The organism is Roseovarius sp. ZX-A-9 (assembly GCF_028369135.1).
GTDB lineage: Bacteria > Pseudomonadota > Alphaproteobacteria > Rhodobacterales > Rhodobacteraceae > Roseovarius.
Genome location: NZ_JAPWHW010000007.1, coordinates 43,791 through 62,145, shown reverse-complemented (window position 1 = coordinate 62,145; position 18,355 = coordinate 43,791). Strand labels below are relative to the sequence as shown.

General features: G+C 63.1%; 20 protein-coding genes. 12 read left to right on the top strand and 8 right to left on the bottom strand.

Annotation, left to right across the window (positions count from 1 at the left end; genetic code table 11):
* Window positions 1–21: 21 nt before the first annotated feature.
* The 7 genes from O3306_RS08585 to O3306_RS08555 form a co-directional block, all read right to left on the bottom strand.
* Window positions 22–813: an ABC transporter ATP-binding protein gene (locus O3306_RS08585; protein WP_272005742.1), complete on the bottom strand. Its 792-nt coding sequence runs from the start codon at window positions 811–813 to the stop codon at window positions 22–24.
* Entirely contained in the window at window positions 813–1,859 is a 1,047-nt protein-coding gene (locus O3306_RS08580; RefSeq protein ID WP_272005739.1) for a FecCD family ABC transporter permease, read from the bottom strand. The genes O3306_RS08585 and O3306_RS08580 overlap by 1 nt, the downstream gene beginning before the upstream one ends.
* Window positions 1,852–2,952 (bottom strand): ABC transporter substrate-binding protein, encoded by a 1,101-nt coding sequence (locus O3306_RS08575; RefSeq protein ID WP_272005737.1) that lies wholly within the window; start codon window positions 2,950–2,952, stop codon window positions 1,852–1,854. Before O3306_RS08575 ends, O3306_RS08580 begins: the two co-directional genes overlap by 8 nt.
* A 254-nt stretch (window positions 2,953–3,206) precedes the next feature.
* Window positions 3,207–3,605 carry a DUF2946 family protein gene (locus O3306_RS08570; protein WP_334312345.1) on the bottom strand — a complete coding sequence of 133 codons (399 nt, stop codon included), beginning with the start codon at window positions 3,603–3,605 and terminating at the stop codon, window positions 3,207–3,209.
* A 98-nt stretch (window positions 3,606–3,703) separates the two neighbouring features.
* Window positions 3,704–5,347: a CTP synthase gene (locus O3306_RS08565; protein WP_272005731.1), complete on the bottom strand. Its 1,644-nt coding sequence runs from the start codon at window positions 5,345–5,347 to the stop codon at window positions 3,704–3,706.
* A gap of 184 nt (window positions 5,348–5,531) precedes the next feature.
* The gene (gene secG / locus O3306_RS08560) at window positions 5,532–5,891 is read right to left on the bottom strand and encodes a preprotein translocase subunit SecG (protein ID WP_272005728.1); all 360 of its coding nucleotides are present in this window, start codon (window positions 5,889–5,891) and stop codon (window positions 5,532–5,534) included.
* Between the two features lie 116 nt (window positions 5,892–6,007).
* Window positions 6,008–6,403, bottom strand: coding sequence for a DUF6524 family protein (locus tag O3306_RS08555; RefSeq protein ID WP_272005726.1), 396 nt, complete (start codon window positions 6,401–6,403; stop codon window positions 6,008–6,010).
* 255 nt (window positions 6,404–6,658) lie between these two features.
* Between O3306_RS08555 and O3306_RS08550 the strand changes: the two genes are divergently transcribed.
* The 3 genes from O3306_RS08550 to O3306_RS08540 all read left to right on the top strand — a co-directional run bounded on the left by O3306_RS08550 (window position 6,659) and on the right by O3306_RS08540 (window position 8,977).
* A complete protein-coding gene (locus tag O3306_RS08550; RefSeq protein WP_272005723.1) occupies window positions 6,659–7,954 on the top strand; it encodes an adenylosuccinate synthase in 1,296 nt (431 codons plus the stop codon).
* Entirely contained in the window at window positions 7,954–8,193 is a 240-nt protein-coding gene (locus O3306_RS08545; protein WP_272005721.1) for a DUF2842 domain-containing protein, read from the top strand. Before O3306_RS08550 ends, O3306_RS08545 begins: the two co-directional genes overlap by 1 nt.
* A 106-nt stretch (window positions 8,194–8,299) precedes the next feature.
* Window positions 8,300–8,977, top strand: coding sequence for a 5-formyltetrahydrofolate cyclo-ligase (locus O3306_RS08540; RefSeq protein ID WP_272005719.1), 678 nt, complete (start codon window positions 8,300–8,302; stop codon window positions 8,975–8,977).
* A 6-nt stretch (window positions 8,978–8,983) separates the two neighbouring features.
* Here O3306_RS08540 and O3306_RS08535 read toward each other — a convergent pair whose 3' ends face one another.
* Complete coding sequence (locus O3306_RS08535; RefSeq protein ID WP_272005717.1) at window positions 8,984–9,724, bottom strand: FadR/GntR family transcriptional regulator; 741 nt, start codon at window positions 9,722–9,724, stop codon at window positions 8,984–8,986.
* A 152-nt stretch (window positions 9,725–9,876) separates the two neighbouring features.
* Here O3306_RS08535 and O3306_RS08530 point away from each other — a divergent pair, with 152 nt between their 5' ends.
* The 9 genes from O3306_RS08530 to O3306_RS08490 all read left to right on the top strand — a co-directional run bounded on the left by O3306_RS08530 (window position 9,877) and on the right by O3306_RS08490 (window position 18,298).
* A complete protein-coding gene (locus tag O3306_RS08530; protein ID WP_442969988.1) occupies window positions 9,877–10,596 on the top strand; it encodes a DUF2182 domain-containing protein in 720 nt (239 codons plus the stop codon).
* A gap of 3 nt (window positions 10,597–10,599) precedes the next feature.
* A complete protein-coding gene (locus O3306_RS08525; protein WP_272005713.1) occupies window positions 10,600–11,247 on the top strand; it encodes a DUF1326 domain-containing protein in 648 nt (215 codons plus the stop codon).
* Window positions 11,244–11,759 (top strand): DinB family protein, encoded by a 516-nt coding sequence (locus tag O3306_RS08520; protein ID WP_272005709.1) that lies wholly within the window; start codon window positions 11,244–11,246, stop codon window positions 11,757–11,759. Before O3306_RS08525 ends, O3306_RS08520 begins: the two co-directional genes overlap by 4 nt.
* Window positions 11,756–12,865, top strand: a complete 1,110-nt coding sequence (locus O3306_RS08515) for a dimethylsulfoniopropionate demethylase (protein ID WP_272005707.1) — start codon at window positions 11,756–11,758, stop codon at window positions 12,863–12,865. The genes O3306_RS08520 and O3306_RS08515 overlap by 4 nt, the downstream gene beginning before the upstream one ends.
* A 114-nt stretch (window positions 12,866–12,979) precedes the next feature.
* Window positions 12,980–13,969 carry an acryloyl-CoA reductase gene (gene acuI / locus O3306_RS08510; RefSeq protein ID WP_272005704.1) on the top strand — a complete coding sequence of 330 codons (990 nt, stop codon included), beginning with the start codon at window positions 12,980–12,982 and terminating at the stop codon, window positions 13,967–13,969.
* 716 nt (window positions 13,970–14,685) lie between these two features.
* Window positions 14,686–15,189 (top strand): division/cell wall cluster transcriptional repressor MraZ, encoded by a 504-nt coding sequence (locus tag O3306_RS08505; protein ID WP_272005703.1) that lies wholly within the window; start codon window positions 14,686–14,688, stop codon window positions 15,187–15,189.
* A gap of 3 nt (window positions 15,190–15,192) precedes the next feature.
* Window positions 15,193–16,170 (top strand): 16S rRNA (cytosine(1402)-N(4))-methyltransferase RsmH, encoded by a 978-nt coding sequence (gene rsmH, locus O3306_RS08500; RefSeq protein WP_272005700.1) that lies wholly within the window; start codon window positions 15,193–15,195, stop codon window positions 16,168–16,170.
* Window positions 16,170–16,517 carry a cell division protein FtsL gene (ftsL, locus tag O3306_RS08495; RefSeq protein WP_272005697.1) on the top strand — a complete coding sequence of 116 codons (348 nt, stop codon included), beginning with the start codon at window positions 16,170–16,172 and terminating at the stop codon, window positions 16,515–16,517. Before rsmH ends, ftsL begins: the two co-directional genes overlap by 1 nt.
* On the top strand, window positions 16,514–18,298 hold the full coding sequence (locus tag O3306_RS08490) for a peptidoglycan D,D-transpeptidase FtsI family protein (protein WP_272005694.1): 1,785 nt from the start codon (window positions 16,514–16,516) through the stop codon (window positions 18,296–18,298). The genes ftsL and O3306_RS08490 overlap by 4 nt, the downstream gene beginning before the upstream one ends.
* Window positions 18,299–18,355: the final 57 nt, after the last annotated feature.

Below are 18,355 nucleotides of genomic sequence, written 5' to 3'. Positions count from 1 at the left end.
TTTTTTCAGAGTCGCGCCGCTTCAAGGGCGGGTATCTGTCTTGGCATCGAAGATACCAAGAGCCGATTTCCCCGCCATGTGAGGCACCACGACCGGAGCCCCCGAACGATCTTGCAAGCACTCGCTCGAAATCTCGTAAACAGGATCAAGCATCTCGGGACTCAGGATCTCGCTCGGCAGCCCCTGCGCATGCAATCTGCCGTTCTCGATCAGGACAAGCGCATCGGAAAACCGTCCTGCAAGGGTGAGGTCATGCAGCGCGGCAATGATGAGCGTGTGGTCACTGTGAAAGTCCCTGAGGTAGCTCAGCACATTGATCTGGTGGCGCAGATCAAGCGCGCTGGTCGGCTCGTCAAGGATCAGCAGGCGCGGGGCGCGTGACAGGCGCTGCGCCAAAAGGACGAGTTGTTGCTGCCCCCCTGAAAGCGATGTCATGGGGCGTTCGGCCAAATGGGTCAGGCCAAAACGCGCAAGCGCATCATGGACGATCAGGCGGTCCTTGTCGGTGACACGCCAGCCCAGTTGCTCGCGCCGCCCCAGAAGCACACATTCGGAAACGCTTAACGCGGCATTCACCGTGAAATTCTGTGGCAGAAACCCGATGTCTTCCGGCGAAGGCCATGACCCGTCGAGTGACTTTTCCCCCGAGTGGCGCGCAATGCCCGCAAGCGCGCGCAGGAGGGTGGATTTTCCGGCCCCGTTCGGACCAAGAACCCCGATAATCCCGTGCGAGGGCAGATCGAGGGCATCGATCTGAAGCAAGCATCGCTTTTTCACATGGACGCAAAAGCGGTTGAGGGTGAAGCGACCCATCAGCGTGTTCCTTTCCGCAAGATGACGCCGACAAGCATCGGGATGCCCGCGATGGCGGTGATGATCCCCACGGGGATCACGGCCCCGGGAGAGATGAGTTTCCCCGCCACCGAGGCAGCAACAAGAACGATAGCCCCCATGATCGCCGACATCGGCAGCGCGAAACGATGGTCTTCGCCGACCAGCGTTCGGGCAACATGCGGTGCGATCAGGCCAACGAATCCGATGGTCCCCGTAAAGCTCACCGCCGCCGCCGTTAACACCGCGACGATCACAAGCGTCCGGCGGCGCAGCGCGTCGACATCAAGCCCGAGGCTTGCCGCATTGCTGTCGCCAAGGCGCAATGAGGTAAGGTTCCACGCATCGCGCAGCAGGAAGGGCAGGCAAAGCGCAAACAGCACCGTGATAACCTTGACGCTTGTCCAGGTGGCCTTCAGCAGGCTGCCGAACAGCCAGAAAACGATCTGCTGCAATATTTCCGGCGCGGCCATGAATTGCAGCAGGGATTGCAAGGACTGGAAGAAAAACAACACGGCAATCCCCGCCAGAACGAGGATCTCGGGCGAAGAACCGCGATATTTCGCAACGAGATAGATCAGGCCCGCAGCAACCAGCGTGCCTGCAAATGCCGCAAGCGGAACGCCAAGCCACATCGCCACCGGCAGGGCAGAGCCAAACAGAATGACACTGGCCGCGCCAGAGCCCGCAGCAGCCGAGAACCCAAGCGTATAGGGGCTGGCTAACGGGTTCGCCAGGATGGTTTGCATCATCAGCCCCGCAACCCCCAGACACGCCCCCACCAATGCCGCCGTGAGAGTTTGCGGCATCCGCAACAGCCACAGGATGGTGGCCAGCCCCTTGTCCGCACCCGAAGGCCCGGCGGCTATGCCCGTCAGAACTTCGCTCAGCGGAAGGCCCGCTGGACCCGTGATCAGATCCCCCACCATCAGGCAAACAAGCCCGGCGAGGGCGGCAAGAACCGCCCCCGCGCGAGTCAAACCAGCGCGGCGTGGAACACCACTCAGGCTTGGGATGACATCACTCATCCGCTTGGATCATGAATGTGCCGTCAAGTCTGACGGGAAGCCAGTCGGCATAGAACTTTGCAAGTTCGGCCTGCGGATCAACATCGGCGAAAGCTTCGGGATGCAGGACCTTTCCCAGAAAGCGGAAATAGGCGAAATCCGAAATCGACCGAGTGCCGCCGTGGTAGATCCCGAAAAGCTGCCCGTCTTGCGCGGCAGGAAGTTCCGCCCAACCGGGCCGCCCCAGATAGGCACGCATCCGTGCCTTGGCCAGATCGGCATCCTGCGCAAAACCCAGCGGGACCGCAGCAGGACGGTCAAGCCATTCCGAACCCGCAAGCACGATGACCTCTGGTTGCTGCGCCAGAACATATTCTGGTGCCAGCGGCCCCCAGTTTTCGATTTGCCCGTTCGCGATATTGTGCCCCCCGAGGCCGTCAATGATGCCCCCCCACATGCCGCCGGAATAGGAGTTGCCGACCTCGTCCGGCCCCTTCTGGGCAAGCTCGACATAGATCCGTTTCGGCGCCTCCGTTGAGGCCGCGACGCGGCTTGCCGTGTCGGCCAGCATGTCTTCGTAGAACGTGGCAATCTGTTCAGCGCGGTCTTCCGTCCCCATTGCCGCCCCAATGGCGCGGGTGGAAGCGAGGTGTTTTTCCAGCGTCTGCGCGTTGTAGTCGACAACCAACACCGGGATATCCGCCGCCGCGAATTGCTCGGCGCTTTCGCCAAGGGCGTCATATTGCCATGCCGCAAGAATCACGAGATCGGGATCGGTCGCGATTGCAGCTTCGATAGAGAAGGTGGAGCTTCCGGTGTCGCCGACATCTGGCAGGTCTGCCAGTTGCGGAAAGGCTTGCGTGTAGACCTCCCATTGGCCCGGTCTCCACTCTGCCCAGGGGCCGCGTGAAAGGCCAACGATGCGATCCATCGCGCCTTCGCCGGTGATGGCAAGGAAATCCTGGTAGTAGAACCCGAGCATGACCCGTTGTGCGGGATTTTCCAGCGTGACCGTGCGGTCGCGCAGATCCGTGATGGTGATTTCAGCAACAGCTGTAGAGCCGATCGCCGCAAGAAGGCCTGCGGCCATGACCGATTTAAGTGTGAGAGACATTGTCTTTTTCCAGATTTCAAATGTTGGGGCTGGCGCAATCCTGCGCTTTCAGGGCGTGAGAACGCCCGACGGTCCCGCCTACGTGTCTGGATGCAAATGGCCATGCCGCGCAGCACACCGCATTTTCGCCCGGCTCCCGACAGGGGGCTTTGGCGCAATTCGGGCGGTGGGTCGTGGTTGGTGCGTGGCTGTAAAAATACGCGCCACCTCATCGGCGGCCGCCTGCAGTCCAGACGTCGTGGACGTCCTTTTGGTTACAGCAGGATTGGCGGTGCGCGAGGGGAGGCCGCCGTGGCCGCGTTCAGGCGTTTGAAAGTTTGATGCGCGCCTGCCGCAAATTCCACGGGCAGCGCGACCTGCAACAATCGGGCCACGGCCTGAGGCTGAACATCGCTCAGGGCGAGGCTCACCTGAATGCAGTGTTGCTGATGCGCGGCCTCGTTCGTGTCCCCGGGGGGTACTGGCCGACGTTCCCCATCTGGCGTCAACCAGATCTCCTGCGGGCCGTCACCTGTGCAAAGCACAAGACGCGTGCCGCCGTCCTCTGCCAGCCGCATCATTCCATCGGGGACAATTCCCGACAAAAACAGAGACAGGAGAACAAGCCCGCGCAGCAAAAGCGCGCGCAATCTGAAGGACTCGCGGGGAATCATGCGAGGCAAGGTAGATTGCTGCCTCAGGGCACACAAGCCGGAAGGATTCGCGGCTCAGGCCTCATATCCCACAAAGGACCGTTGCCGCGACTGCGGGCTCAGACCAGGCGCGAAGTCTCGATCGCGGCGCGCACGAAATCGGCAAAGAGCGGATGCGGCGCGAAGGGTTTGGATTTCAGCTCGGGGTGGAACTGAACCCCGATGAACCACGGATGGTTTGTCCACTCGACGATCTCGGGCAGGCGGCCATCGGGGGACATGCCGGAAAAACGCAGGCCGTGCTCTTCCAGGTTTTCCATGTATTTGATATCCACCTCGTAGCGATGCCGGTGGCGTTCCTCGATTGAGGTCGTGCCATAGATCCCGGCCACCTTGGAGCCTTCCTTGAGCGTCGCGTCATAGGCCCCCAGGCGCATCGTGCCGCCCTTGTCGTCGCCGACCTTGCGGCGCACCTTGGCGTTGCCCTGCACCCATTCCTTCAGGTGGTAGACCACCGGCTCAAAGCGTTTCTGGCCGGTCTCGTGATCGAATTCCTCCGATCCCGCTGTCGCCATCCCGGCGACGTTGCGCGCCGCCTCGATTACCGCCAGCTGCATTCCAAGGCAGATCCCCAGGTAGGGGATTTTCCGTTCGCGGGCGAACTGGGCTGCCTTGATCTTGCCCTCGGTGCCGCGCTCGCCAAAGCCGCCGGGCACCAGGATCGCATGAAAGCCTTCGAGATGCGGCGCGGGGTCCTGGGTGTCGAACACTTCGGCATCGACCCATTCGACATTGACCTTGACCCGGTTGGCCATGCCGCCATGGGTCAACGCTTCCTTGATCGACTTGTAGGCGTCTTCAAGCTGCACATATTTCCCGACGATCGCGATATTCACCGTGCCGTCAGTCTTGTGGATGCGGTCGGCCACATCCCGCCAGACCGCCAGATCGGGGCGCGGCGCGGGCGAAATCTGAAACGCGTCCAGCACCGCCTGATCCAACCCTTCGCGATGATAGGCCAGGGGTGCCTCGTAAATCGACGCCAGGTCATAGGCGGCCACCACGGCCTCTTTGCGGACATTGCAGAACAGCGCGATTTTCTCGCGCTCCTTGTCCGGGATGGGATGTTCCGAGCGGCAGACCAGGATATCGGGCGCGATGCCGATGCTCTGCAATTCCTTGACGCTGTGCTGGGTCGGCTTGGTCTTCAACTCGCCGCTGGCCGCAAGGTAAGGCAGCAACGTCAGATGCATGAAGATACACTGGCCGCGCGGGCGGTCATGGCTGAACTGCCGGATCGCCTCGAAAAAGGGCAGGCCCTCGATGTCGCCCACCGTGCCGCCGATTTCGCAGAGCATGAAATCGACCTCGTCATCGCCGATATTCAGGAAATCCTTGATCTCGTTGGTGACGTGCGGGACCACCTGAATGGTCTTGCCGAGGTAATCGCCTCGGCGCTCCTTTTCCAGAACGTTGGAATAGATGCGCCCCGAACTGACCGAGTCGGTCATCCGGGCGGGTACGCCGGTGAACCGCTCGTAATGGCCCAGGTCAAGGTCGGTTTCCGCGCCATCATCGGTGACGAACACCTCGCCATGCTCGAAAGGCGACATCGTGCCGGGATCGACGTTGAGATAAGGATCAAGCTTGCGCAGCCGCACCGAGAAGCCGCGTGCCTGCAACAACGCCCCGAGTGCCGCCGATGCCAGCCCCTTGCCCAGCGAGGAAACGACACCGCCTGTGATGAAGATATAGCGCGCCATGTGTCGGTGATCCCCCGTGCTATGCTTGGCTCTTGCCTTGTCAGATCGGCCCAATAGCGCCGCTGGCGGCCTGCGATGAACCGCTGCCCACGGGGTTTAAGCCTATCAGGATTCGGCCTTGATATGCAACCGGGCCGCAACATGATGTTGCGTCATTCCGATATGCCCCAAGGCTTAGTTTTGGTTACTCTGCTGTGGGTAGAAGTGGCGCATCGTCACCGGCCGCTGGCGGCAACAGGCTGCCTCCGGTCAGGTCGGGCGCTTCTTCTTCTGCTGCCGCGGGTGCCGGCGCGTCCATGATGCGGTCCAGTACCGAACTGCCTGCCGCATTGCGTGCCGCGATGATCGTCAGCGCCATCGAGGTGCAAAGAAAGGCGATCGCCAGGATCCACGTCATCTTGCCCAGTGCCGTCGCTGCCGAGCGGCCGGCGACAGCACCGCCGCCTCCCATGCCAAGTCCGCCCCCTTCCGAGCGCTGGATCAGCACGACGCCAATCAGCGCCAGTGCCAGAAGGAGATGAATGATGAGGACGACGTTTTCCATGTAGCGGCCCGCGTTGGAATGGTTCAGGGGGGTATCTATGCAATAACGTCCGGTCCCGCAACCCGGCAATCGCCCCCGCGTGGCGCCGGTTGGGCCCGCGTTGGGCCGTCGCGCGTTCAGTCGCCGATATCGTCCATGTCAGACTGCCCGCTCAGACGGCGGCGCACATGGCTCCAGCTCAGCCCGATGCCCAGCACCGTGGCCAGCGTGACAAGGCCCAGCCAGACCATTGCCGCGTCGTTTCGGAGCGTGAACACACCGTAATCATACAGCACCCACAGCACCGCGCCGATGATCGCCGCCACCAGCAGCATCCCGAAGCCGCCGATCGACCGCAGTGTCGCGCGAAGGTAGATGATATAGCCCGCGGCCAGCAGCAGCCCGATCAGCACCGCCAGCGGCATTTGATCTGAAAAATTACGCGCGACCCAAGAGGTGTAGTTCCACTCGGTCGGATTGAAGGTGGCGGCAAGCAAAGCAAATGCGACCAGCCAGCGGATGATGAACCCCATTTGCCTCTCTCTGCGAACCTTTGCGCTCAAAATGGTCGAAACCGGCACGTCCTGTCCAGAGGGCAGGGCGATTTAACGGTTTCGCCGCCGTGCCGACCCCGCTATACCGGCGCGGGTTTGACCGCTAAAGCGCTTCACCTTTGATCTGAGCCATCAGTTTAAGGCGAAACGCAAGCAACCCTTATATGTCGTGCGCGTCTCGCAAGAATCTGTGAATCAGGTTTTCCGCGAAACGCATCAGCCAAGAGGATCAGCATGGCCAATGTTGTTGTCGTAGGCGCCCAGTGGGGCGACGAGGGAAAAGGCAAGATCGTGGACTGGCTCAGTGAGCGCGCCGATGTGATCGCGCGCTTTCAGGGCGGGCACAATGCCGGACATACACTCGTTGTGGAAGGCAAGGTCTACAAGCTGAACGCGCTGCCTTCGGGCGTGGTGCGCGGCGGCAAGCTCAGCGTGATCGGCAATGGTGTCGTGCTCGACCCTTGGCATCTGGTGGACGAGATCGCGAAGATTCGCCTGCAGGGCGTCGAAATCACGCCCGAGACGCTGATGATCGCGGAAAACACGCCGCTGATCCTGCCCATTCATGGCGAACTGGACCGCGCCCGCGAAGAGGCGGCAAGCAAGGGCACCAAGATCGGCACCACCGGGCGCGGCATCGGCCCCGCCTACGAGGATAAGGTTGGCCGCCGCTCGGTTCGCGTGGCGGACCTGGCCGATGATGCCACGCTCGAGGCGCGGGTGGACCGCGCGCTCCAGCACCATGATCCTTTGCGCCGTGGGTTGGGGATTGAGCCGGTGGACCGCGACGCGCTGATCGCTCAGCTGCGCGAGATCGCTCCGGAAATCCTGCAATATGCCGCGCCGGTCTGGAAGGTGCTCAACGACAAACGCAAGGCCGGCAAACGCATCCTCTTCGAGGGGGCGCAAGGCGCGCTGCTGGATATCGACTTTGGCACCTATCCCTTTGTCACCTCGTCCAACGTGATCGCGGGGCAGGCGGCCACCGGCGTGGGCGTAGGGCCAAACGCCATCAATTACGTGCTGGGGATCGTCAAGGCCTACACCACCCGCGTCGGCGAAGGCCCGTTCCCGACCGAGCTTGACGATGACGACGGTCAGCGTCTGGGCGAGCGGGGCCACGAGTTCGGCACCGTCACCGGGCGCAAACGCCGCTGCGGCTGGTTCGACGCGGCGCTCGTACGCCAGACCTGCGCCACCTCGGGCGTCAAGGGAATCGCGCTGACCAAACTTGACGTGCTTGACGGATTTGACGTGCTGAAGATCTGCGTCGGCTATGATCTGGATGGGCAACGGCTCGACTATCTGCCGACGGCGGCCAACAGCCAGGCCCGGTGCACACCGATCTACGAAGAACTGCCCGGCTGGAGCGAATCGACCGAAAGCGCGCGCAGTTGGGCCGATCTGCCTGCCAACGCCATCAAGTATGTGCGCCGCGTCGAAGAGCTGATTGATTGCCCGGTCGCGATGGTCTCCACCTCGCCCGAGCGCGACGACACGATCCTCGTCACCGATCCGTTCGCCGACTGATGGCGCTCAGCTACAAAGCTCGCCGTCGCTGGTCGCTGGTGATCCTTCTGATCGGGCTGCCGGCCTATATCGTGCTGGCGGTCAGCCTGGTCAACTGGCTGGGCGAGCTGCCCCGGTGGGTTCAGCTGCCGCTCTACGTGGTGTTGGGATTCGCATGGATACTGCCGTTCAAGTTCGTCTTTCTCGGGGTGGGCAAGGCCGACCCCGATGCAGACGGCCCGCCGCCGGGGGGCAACTAAGGCTCCAGCTGTTGAATTTGTCGCGGCCCGCCGCCTTGCAACCGCGCGTATGATATGCTCACGTTCCGGCATTGATTGCAGCAGGTATCAGACAGGCGGCAGGGCGATGCATTCCGACGACAGAGCAGACGACGACAGGCCGGGCGAAGACCCTTGTTATCAGCACCTCATCGTGGCCGGCCATGCCATCGACCCGGACACAGCCCGTGATGTTAACCGCTTCCGCAAGGCCGAGCGCGCGCGGCTCTACGCGCTGCGCAACGAAGGCACCGTCGCGGACCGCGCGCAGCTTTCGGACAATATTGCCGCAGAGCTTGACCAAGCACTGACCGATCTGGCCGACCGCACCATCGCCGTCTATTGGCCGATCCGCTCCGAGCCCGACCTGCGCGCCTGGATGACCCGCGCCCACGAGGCCGGCGCGCGCATCCTGTTGCCCGTGGTGGTGACCAAGAACGCGCCGCTGATCTTTCGCCAATGGACACCGGGCTGCGCGATGGAACGCGGCATCTGGAATATTCCCGTGCCTGCCGACGGGGCCGAAGCCATACCCGATACCGTGATCTCGCCGTTGCTGGGCGTGGACGAGGCCGGCTACCGGCTGGGCAATGGCGGCGGCTATTACGACCGCACCCTTGCCGCCTTGGACAAAAAACCGCTGGTGATCGGCATCGGTGCGCCGAATTGCCGGATCAAGACGATCTATCCGATGCCGTGGGATATCCCGATGTCGATGACCGTGCTGGGCGACGGCAAAACACAGCACTTCCCGGCGTCCAACTGACAGGCGTTACGCCTTGTTGCGCGCCGCCATGACATCCTGCCCAAGCCGCAGGGTATACTGCTCCAGCTCCTGCAAGGCGATGTCGGCCGCGGTCGCATCGTGGGCCTCCAGCGCGTCGGCGATGCGGGTGTGCAGTGCGATGATCGCGCCGCGTGACCGGGCGGTAAAGGTGATCATGTTCATCAGCGGCTGCATCGCCTCGATGGCACCGGCCAGTTGATAACTCAGCACCGGGTTGCCCGCCCCGTCCACCAACGCCCGGTGAAACGCCACGTCCGAGGCGCAGAACCCTTCGTCGCTGAGACCCGGCTGCCCCTGCCTGTGAATCTCGGCCCGCATGCTGGCCAGCAGATCGGGCGTGCAGCGTTGCGCCGACAGCGGCGCACAGGCGCGTTCCAGCGCATAGCGCGCCTCGCAGGCCACATCAAAGCTGACATCGTTCATGCTCAGCAGCAGCGTCGCAGTGGTGATCTGTTGGCCATAGGCTTCTGAATAGCTCAGCCGGTTGACAAAAGCGCCGCCGAACGCGCCGCGCTGGGTGCGTATCAGCGATTGCGCCGCCAGCCGTTTCAGGGCCTCGCGCACAGTGGGGCGAGATACGTTGAACTGTTCGGCCAGCTCCGCCTCTGATGGCAGACGCTCGTCCACGATCATGCGTCCCTCGATGATCGCGTCTCGGATCGCCTTTGCGATCTGCGCCGAGAGGTCCGATTTCGGCTCTGGCTTGGAGGTGGGGTCAGATTTCATTTGTCAGACGTTTAAAGGTCTGACATTTTCCGGGCAAGAACTGAATCGCGACTCAACAAAGGAAAGCCGCCGTGCGCACCCTTCTTGCAACGCCTCTGCGCAGCTTCGCGTGGCTCGGGTTTTTCGCTGCAATCCTTGTTGCGTGGTGGCTGATGTATGCCATGGCGATGCAGATGGACCTCGACCTGCTGGGCCGGCCGGGCGCACAGGGGGCCGCGATGGCGGCAATGGACCCGCGTATGCCGATGGACATGCCGATGGCGCGTTTCGGGCCGCTCTTTGCGATGTGGGCGATCATGATGGCGGCGATGATGCTGCCGACGCTGGTGCCGACGCTGCGCAGCTACGAGGATCTGATCGTATCCGCCAACGGCAGCCGCGCCGGGTGCCTGGGCGTGCTGGCCGGGTATTTCGCTGTCTGGGTGGGCTTTGCCGCCGCGATCACGGGTGTGCAACTGGCGCTGCTGTATGGCGGGGTGGTGGACATGCTGGGCATCGCCAGGTCGCCACTCTTTGCGGGCGGTCTGCTGATCGCGGTCGGCGCGTTCCAGTTCACCCGCGTCAAGGAAACCTGCCACGGGGTCTGTCACAGCCCGATGGTGTATTTCCTGGGCCACTGGCGCACCGGCGCGGTCGGCGGATTGCGCATGGGGCTTGGCCTCGGGGCGTTCTGCGTCGGATGTTGCTGGGGTTTCATGGCACTGGGCTTCGTCGGCGGGGTGATGAACCTTGCCTGGATGGGCCTCGCCACGCTTTTCATGGTGATCGAGAAACTGCCGCAGATCGGGCACCGCGTAACTCGCCCGATGGGCGTTCTGCTGATACTTGGCGGGTTGGCCGTTCTGGCTGCCCCACATCTGACCGGAGGATAAGACATGGCTGCGACATCGAAACAAGACCGGGCGAGTTTGCCGGACTGGGCCATCAAGGGCGAGCTGTTCCTCAACTGTTCGTGCGACGTGTTCTGCCCCTGCGTCGTTAGCCTTGGCGCCTATCGCCCGACCGAAGGATACTGCCACGCCTGGATGGCCATTGCGATCGACGAGGGCCATTTCGAGGGCGAGGATATTTCGGGCGTGAACGTGGGAATCCTGGCCGATATTCCGGGCCGCATGGGCGAGGGCAACTGGAAGGTCGCCCTCTATGTCGATGACAGTGCAAGCGATGCGGCATTTGACGGCATCTGCCAGATATTCTCGGGCACGGCAGGGGGCACCACGGGCCTTTTCACCATGCTGGTGTCAGAGATCATCGGCGTCGCGCGCGAGCCGGTCGAGATCGTCCGCGACGGCAAGAAACGCAGCATCCGCATCGGGCGCAAGATCCAGGGCGAGATCGAGATGATCGACGGCGCCAGCCCCGATCAGCCGGTGACGATCACCAACTCGCAATACTGGATGGGGCCGGACATCATTGCCGCCAAGGGGCTCAAGAGCCGGGTGCGCGACCATGGCCGGGTCTGGGATTTCGGCGGCAAATCGGCCGAGATTTGCCCGATCGAATGGGGCGGTGGCGCCAAATGATCGTCTCGCCGTCATACTGCGCGATGATGGCGCGCTACAACAAATGGCAGAATGCTTCGCTTGTCGAAGCCGCGGACGCGCTGGATGACGCCGCGCGCGTGGCGGATCGTGGCGCGTTCTTCGGCTCGATCATGGGCACTTTCAGCCATCTGTTGTGGGGCGACACGATATGGATGTCGCGATTTGACGGCTGGGCCGCCCCCGGCGGCGGCCTTTCGGGCAGTGCCACGCTGCATACCGACTGGGCCGCGTTCAAGGCCGAGCGTGCGCGGGTGGATCGACAGATCCTCGGCTGGGCCGACCGGCTCGACCCCGATGACCTGCTGGGCGACCTGAGCTGGCATTCTGGTGTGTTGGGCCGCAACGTGACCCGGCCCTTTGCCTTGTGCATTGCGCATTTCTTCAACCACCAGACCCATCACCGGGGGCAGATCCACGCCATGCTGACCGCCGCGGGCGCGCGCCCGGGCGACACCGATCTGTTCGTGATGCCGGAGGATATCGGCCTATGACCGCACCACTTCTGTCACCCTCGCGCCGGGTCAGGCGCACACCCTTTTCCGCCGGCGTCGAGGCCCAGGGGGTCAAGGCCTACACGGTCTATAACCGTATGCTGCTGCCGACCGTGTTCGAGAGCGTGCAGGCCGATTATCACCATCTGAAAAAGCACGTGCAGGTCTGGGATGTCTCTTGCGAGCGGCAGGTGGAACTGCGCGGCCCGGATGCCGCCCGGCTGATGCAGATGCTCACGCCCCGCGACCTGCGTGGCATGACCGTGGGCCAATGCTGTTACGTGCCGATCGTCGACGAGACGGGCGGCATGCTGAACGACCCAGTGGCGGTCAAACTGGCCGAGGACCGCTGGTGGATTTCCATCGCCGACAGCGATCTGCTGCTTTGGGTCAAGGGGATCGCCAGCGGCTACCGCCTCGATGTGCTGGTGGTTGAGCCGGACGTGTCGCCGCTGGGGGTGCAGGGCCCCAAGGCCGACGAGCTGATGGCGCGGGTCTTTGGCGATGGAGTGCGCAACATACGGTTCTTTCGCTACGGAATTTTCAGCTTCGAAGGCCGCGACATGGTCGTGGCGCGGTCGGGCTATTCCAAGCAGGGCGGGTTCGAGATCTATGTCGAAGGCGGCGATATCGGCATGCCATTGTGGAACGCGCTGTTCGAGGCGGGCCGCGATCTGGAGGTGCGCGCGGGCTGTCCGAACCTGATCGAGCGGATCGAGTCGGGGCTGTTGAGCTATGGCAACGACATGACCGCCGACAACACGCCGCATGAATGTGGGCTGGGCCGGTTCTGCAACACCAACACCGCGATCGGCTGTATCGGGCGCGATGCGCTGCTGCGCGTCGCCAAGGAAGGCCCGGTGCAGCAGATCCGAGCCCTTGATATCGCGGGCGACGCGGTGCCCGGCTGCGACCGGCCCTGGCCGCTCTATGCCGGCGAGGCGCAAGTGGGACAGATCACTTCGGCGGCCTGGTCGCCCGATTTCGGCACCAATGTCGCCATCGGTATGGTGCGCATGACCCACTGGGATGCCGGCACCGTGCTGCGCGCCGATGTGCTGGGCGAAGAGCGCGTGGTGACGGTACGCCCGGGTTTCTGGGCCTGAGCGCGTGCGTCAGGGGCGCGAGGGGCCAGCCCCTCGCGTTGAAACCCTGCCGGGTTTCAACGCTCACCCCGCGGTATTTTTGGAAAGATGAAAGCCTCAGAAAAGGAGAACGACATGTTCAACGCACTGGTTGTTGAAAAGGACGCAGAGAGCGGCAAGACCCATGCCGCCGTACAGCAGATTTCCGAAGATCAACTGCCCGACGGCGAAGTGACTGTCGCAGTCGAGTATTCGACGGTGAATTACAAAGACGGGCTTTGCATCGGGCCGGGCGGTGGGCTTGTACGGAACTACCCCCATGTGCCGGGGATCGATTTCGCAGGCACCGTCGAGGCTTCGGAGGATGACCGCTACAAGCCCGGCGACAAGGTGGTGCTTACCGGTTGGCGCGTGGGCGAGGCGCATTGGGGCGGCTATTCGCAGAAGGCGCGGGTCAGGGCCGACTGGCTGGTGCCGCTGCCCGAAGGTCTGACCACGCGCCAGGCGATGGCCGTGGGCACGGCGGGTTTCACCGCGATGCTCGCCGTGCAGGCGCTGGAGGATCACGGGATCAAGGAGGGTCCGGTGTTGGTCACTGGTGCCGCCGGCGGCGTGGGCTCGGTCGCCGTGGCGATTTTGGCCGCGCTGGGTCACGAGGTGGCCGGCGTCACCGGTCGGCCGGAACAGGCGGACTATCTCAAGTCTCTCGGCGCCACTCAGATCGTTGCGCGCGAAGAGTTCAGCGAGGAGACCCGCAAGCCGCTCGAGAGCGAGCAATGGGGTGGTTGCGTGGACGCCGTGGCGGGCGTGATGCTCGGCCGGGTGCTCAAGCAGATCAGGTATGGCGGTTCGGTGGCTGCAATCGGGCTGGCCGGCGGAGCCAAGATCGACGGCGCGCTGATCACCCCCTTCATTCTGCGGGGGGTGAACCTGCTCGGCATCGATTCCGTGATGCAGCCCTACGAGAGCCGTCTGCGTGCCTGGAGCCGTATCGCCGAGGTCCTGCCGATGGATAAGCTGGAAGCGATGGTTCAGCCCGCGACGCTGTCCGATCTTCCGCAGCTTGGGGCCGACATCCTGAAAGGGCAGGTGCGCGGCCGCGTGGTGGTCGACGTCAACGCCTGACTTTGGGCAAACCAAGGCGGGCAGGGGCCCCGGCGGGTATCGCCGGGGCCCTTTTTCGTGAACTTCTGGGAATTCATGGGATCGGCATGGTTTTCTCGGAAGCCAAGAGGCGGTGCTTTGGGCGGTGCTGGCCAGATTCACGACGAATCAATGCGATTCAGTCCGGGATTCGCTGCTCCCACCGGGATTTTCCGGGCCGAAATCCAGATTCTGAGCCATCTCAGCGCATTATTTTTGCTGAAATGGTGAATCTTCCGGGAAAATGTGGAACTAATTTGGCTGGGCCGGTGTTCACCACATGTAGTGCTGACTTTGGTGGCATTCACTAGGTCATGCGGTGTGTGCGGCAATTTGCGCCACATCATCTTGTTTTCCGGACCCTTCAAAAACAATATGCAGTGGCCTATGGGGTATTTTTTCGTTGATTTCCATGAAGTACCATGGCAAACCTGTTTACACGATGAGGACGGGAACAAGGGGCACCAAACGACCCCGAATAAAACAACCCAAGTCAGGTTTCATACAGGCACTTCCGCTTCATCAAGTACGAAGGATCCGGCGCGCGGGCGAGCAGACATCCCCCCAGGTGGCGCGCGCAGTCGGACACCCCCGCAAGAGCGGGACGAGGGCGGCGGGTTGATCAGTGGCAGCAGATCAACCCGTCGTTTCCTGTTTAAGGGGTATTTTCATCGGGGGATAGAGAGGCGACCGGGACAGTGGTTCTCAGCTTCAGAGGCGAGTTCAACCAGAAGGTTGACGGTAAGGGTCGGATGTCGATCCCTGCCGATTTTCGCGCTGTGCTGGCCGATGGTGACCCGCGTTGCCCCGAAGAGCCCCTGCCGCGCATGGTGGTTCTGCACGGCCCTCACCTGAAAAACTGCCTTCACGCCTATACCATTGACGCCATGGCCGAGATCGAAGCCGGCATTCGCCGTCTGCCGCGCGGCTCCGTGGAGCGCAAGCAGGCCAGCCGGATGATCCTGGGCAAATCCTGGGACACCGAGGTGGACAAGGATGGCCGGATCGTGCTGCCCCAGCGTCTGCGCCAGCAGATCGGACTTGACGGCGAGGCGGTGATGGTCGCGATGGGCGAGTATTTCGAGATATGGAACGCCCGGACCTATGAAGAGGTCGAGGCGGCGGAGACAGCCGAATGGCTGGCTGAGCAACCAGACGATTTCGATCCCCTCACGCTTATCAGCCTTCCGGAAGGGGGCTGAGCGATGGGGAAAGCTGCCGATACCCCCCATGTTCCGGTACTCATCGCACCGCTGATTGCCGCCTGTGCCCCGATCAAAGGGCACTGGATCGACGGCACGCTCGGTGCGGGTGGCTACGCGCGCGCGCTGCTCGAAGCAGGCGCGGACCGGGTGACCGGTATCGACCGCGATCCGCTGGCGATCGAGATGGCCGCGAGTTGGGCCGCACCCTTCGGTGACCGGCTGACGCTGGTGCCGGGCGTTTTCTCGAAGATGGACGAACTTGCCGATGCCGCCGACGGCGTCGTGCTCGATCTCGGCGTGTCTTCGATGCAGCTTGATCAGGCGCGGCGCGGGTTTTCCTTCATGCGTGATGGGCCGCTCGACATGCGGATGAGCCAGGATGGCATGACCGCTGCCGATCTGGTCAATTCCGTGGACGAGGGTGAACTGGCCGATATCCTGTTTCTCTATGGCGAAGAGCGCGCCAGCCGCCGCATTGCACGCGCCATCATCCGCAAACGCGCCGAAGTGCCGATCGTCAGCACGCTGCAACTGGCCGAGATCATCGAAGGATGCCTGCCGCGCGCCAAACCGGGGCAGGCCCATCCGGCGACGCGCAGCTTTCAGGCGATCCGCATCGCCGTGAACGACGAATATGCCGAACTGATCGGCGGGCTAGAGGCGGCTGAACGCGCCCTGCGTCCCGGCGGAAAGCTGGCAGTCGTGACCTTTCACTCGATCGAGGACCGCATGGTCAAACGCTTCTTTCAATCCCGCGCAGGTGGCGGCGGCGGTAGTCGTCACGCGCCCGAGTTGGAGAGTTTTGCGCCGCAATTCATCCAGGACAGCCGCAAGGCCATCGCGGCAGACGAGGCCGAACTGGCGAGCAATCCGCGTTCGCGTTCGGCACGGCTGCGGGTGGGCACGCGCACCGATGCACCTCCGGGTGTCACCGACCGCGCGGCGCTGGGCATGCCGCTCCTGAAGGGAGACCGCTGATGCGCAGCCTGTTTTATGTTCTCAGCGCGTTGGCGGTGATTGCCCTGGCTTACTGGGCCTACCACGAAAATTACCGCACCCAGCACGTCCAGTCCCAGGCCGACAGGCTGGAAGAACAGATCGCGCTGGCGCGTCAGCGGCTGCGCGTGCTCAATGCCGAATGGGCCTATCTCAACCGGCCCAGCCGCCTGCGCGAACTGGCCGAGATCAATTTCGAACGTCTGGGCCTGATGCCGCTGCAACCCTACCAGTTTGGCCGGATCGACCAGGTCGCCTTCCCGCCTGCCGATCAGCCGCTGATCTTTGACAATCCCATCGACGTTTCCGACCAGGAACAGGACCCATGATCCGCACGCCTCTCCGCCCGCTCGCCCGTATCCTGCTGGCCCGTGACAAGGGGGAAAACCCTGATGCCATCGAGCGCGAGAATATTCGCCTGCGCCACGAGCAGATGCGCGACCGCGCGCGCCGCCGGGCCGAAGGGCGGCTTCTGGTGCTGGGCGTCATGTTCTTCTGCGGCTTCGCCCTGATCGGCGGCCGCATGGGCGTTCTGGCCCAGTCCGAGCCGTCAGAGCCACGCGCCAGCGCGGCGGGGGCCGAGATTCTGGCACAGCGCGCCGATATCGTGGACCGGCACGGGCGCATCCTTGCGACCAATTTCGATACCCACAGCCTCTACGCCCAGCCACAACAGATGATCGAACCCGAGCGCGCCGCGCGCGCACTGGCCGAGATCTTCCCCGATCTCGACGAGGCGCGCCTCGTTCGGGATTTCACCGGCAAGCGCAAATTCCTGTGGATCAAGAAAGTCATCAGCCCCGAACAGCAACAGCAGGTGCATGACATCGGCGAACCGGGTCTGCTGTTTGGCCCGCGCGAAATGCGGCTCTATCCCAACGGCAACCTGGCCGCGCATGTTCTGGGTGGCGCGGGCTTTGGCCGCGAGGGTGTTCACGCCGCCGAGGTGATCGGCGTTGCGGGCATCGAAAAGTACTTTGACGAGCGCCTGCGCGATCCGGCCTACGGGGCCCGCCCGTTGGAGCTGTCACTGGACCTCACGGTGCAGGCGGCGACCGAACATGTGCTGGCCGGTGGCATGAGCATCATGAACGCCAAGGGGGCGGCAGCCGTCCTCATGGATGTGCATACCGGCGAAATCATCGCCATCGCCTCGCTGCCTGATTTTGACCCGAACGACCGGCCGCGCCCCCTGACCTCGGGCGATGCCGCGGACAGCCCGCTTTTCAACCGGGCGGTTCAGGGCGTGTATGAACTGGGCTCGACCTTCAAGATTTTCGCAATCGCCCAAGCGATCGAGCTCGGGCTGGTCGACGAGAATACCATCATCGACACATCCGGCCCGATGCGCGTCGGCGGCTTTCCCATCGGCGAGTTTCACAACAAGAACTATGGTAAGCTGAGCACCTCGGATATCATCGTCAAAAGCTCGAACCGCGGCACCGGGCGCATCGCGCTTCAGATCGGGCCGGAACGGCAGCAGACCTTCCTGAAATCATTGGGGTTGTTCGAGCCAACCCCGCTTGAGATCATCGAGGCCAGTGGTGGCAAGCCACTGCTGCCCAAGCGTTGGACCGATCTTTCGGCAGTCACCATCTCCTACGGGCACGGGTTGTCGTCCAGCCCGCTGCATCTGGCGGCAGGCTACGCGGCCATCGCCAATGGCGGCCGCATGATCGCGCCGACATTGCTGCGCCGCGACGCGCCGCAGGAAGGCACGCGGGTCATGTCCGAATCCACCGCCGCCGCTGCGCGCCGGATGCTGCGCCGCGTCGTGTCCTCGGGCACTGCCAGCTTTGGCGAAGTTCCCGGCTATGCCGTCGGCGGCAAGACCGGCACGGCTGACAAGCCAAAACCGCAGGGCGGCTATTACGATGACAAGGTGATCGCCACATTCGCGGCAGTCTTTCCGGCCCATGATCCGCGCTATGTTCTGGTCGTCACACTGGACGAGCCGACCGAGACTTCGGGCGACAAACCGCGCCGCACCGCAGGCTGGACAGCCGTGCCGGTAGCGGCCGAAATCATCACCCGCGTGGCACCGCTTCTGGGGCTCAGACCGAGCGTTGAACCCGCCCAGCTGACTGGTATAACGCTGACATCGAATTAACTCGTTTTGCGCTGACTCCGACTCACGAAATCCGCGCGGAACGTCCACAGCTTTAGA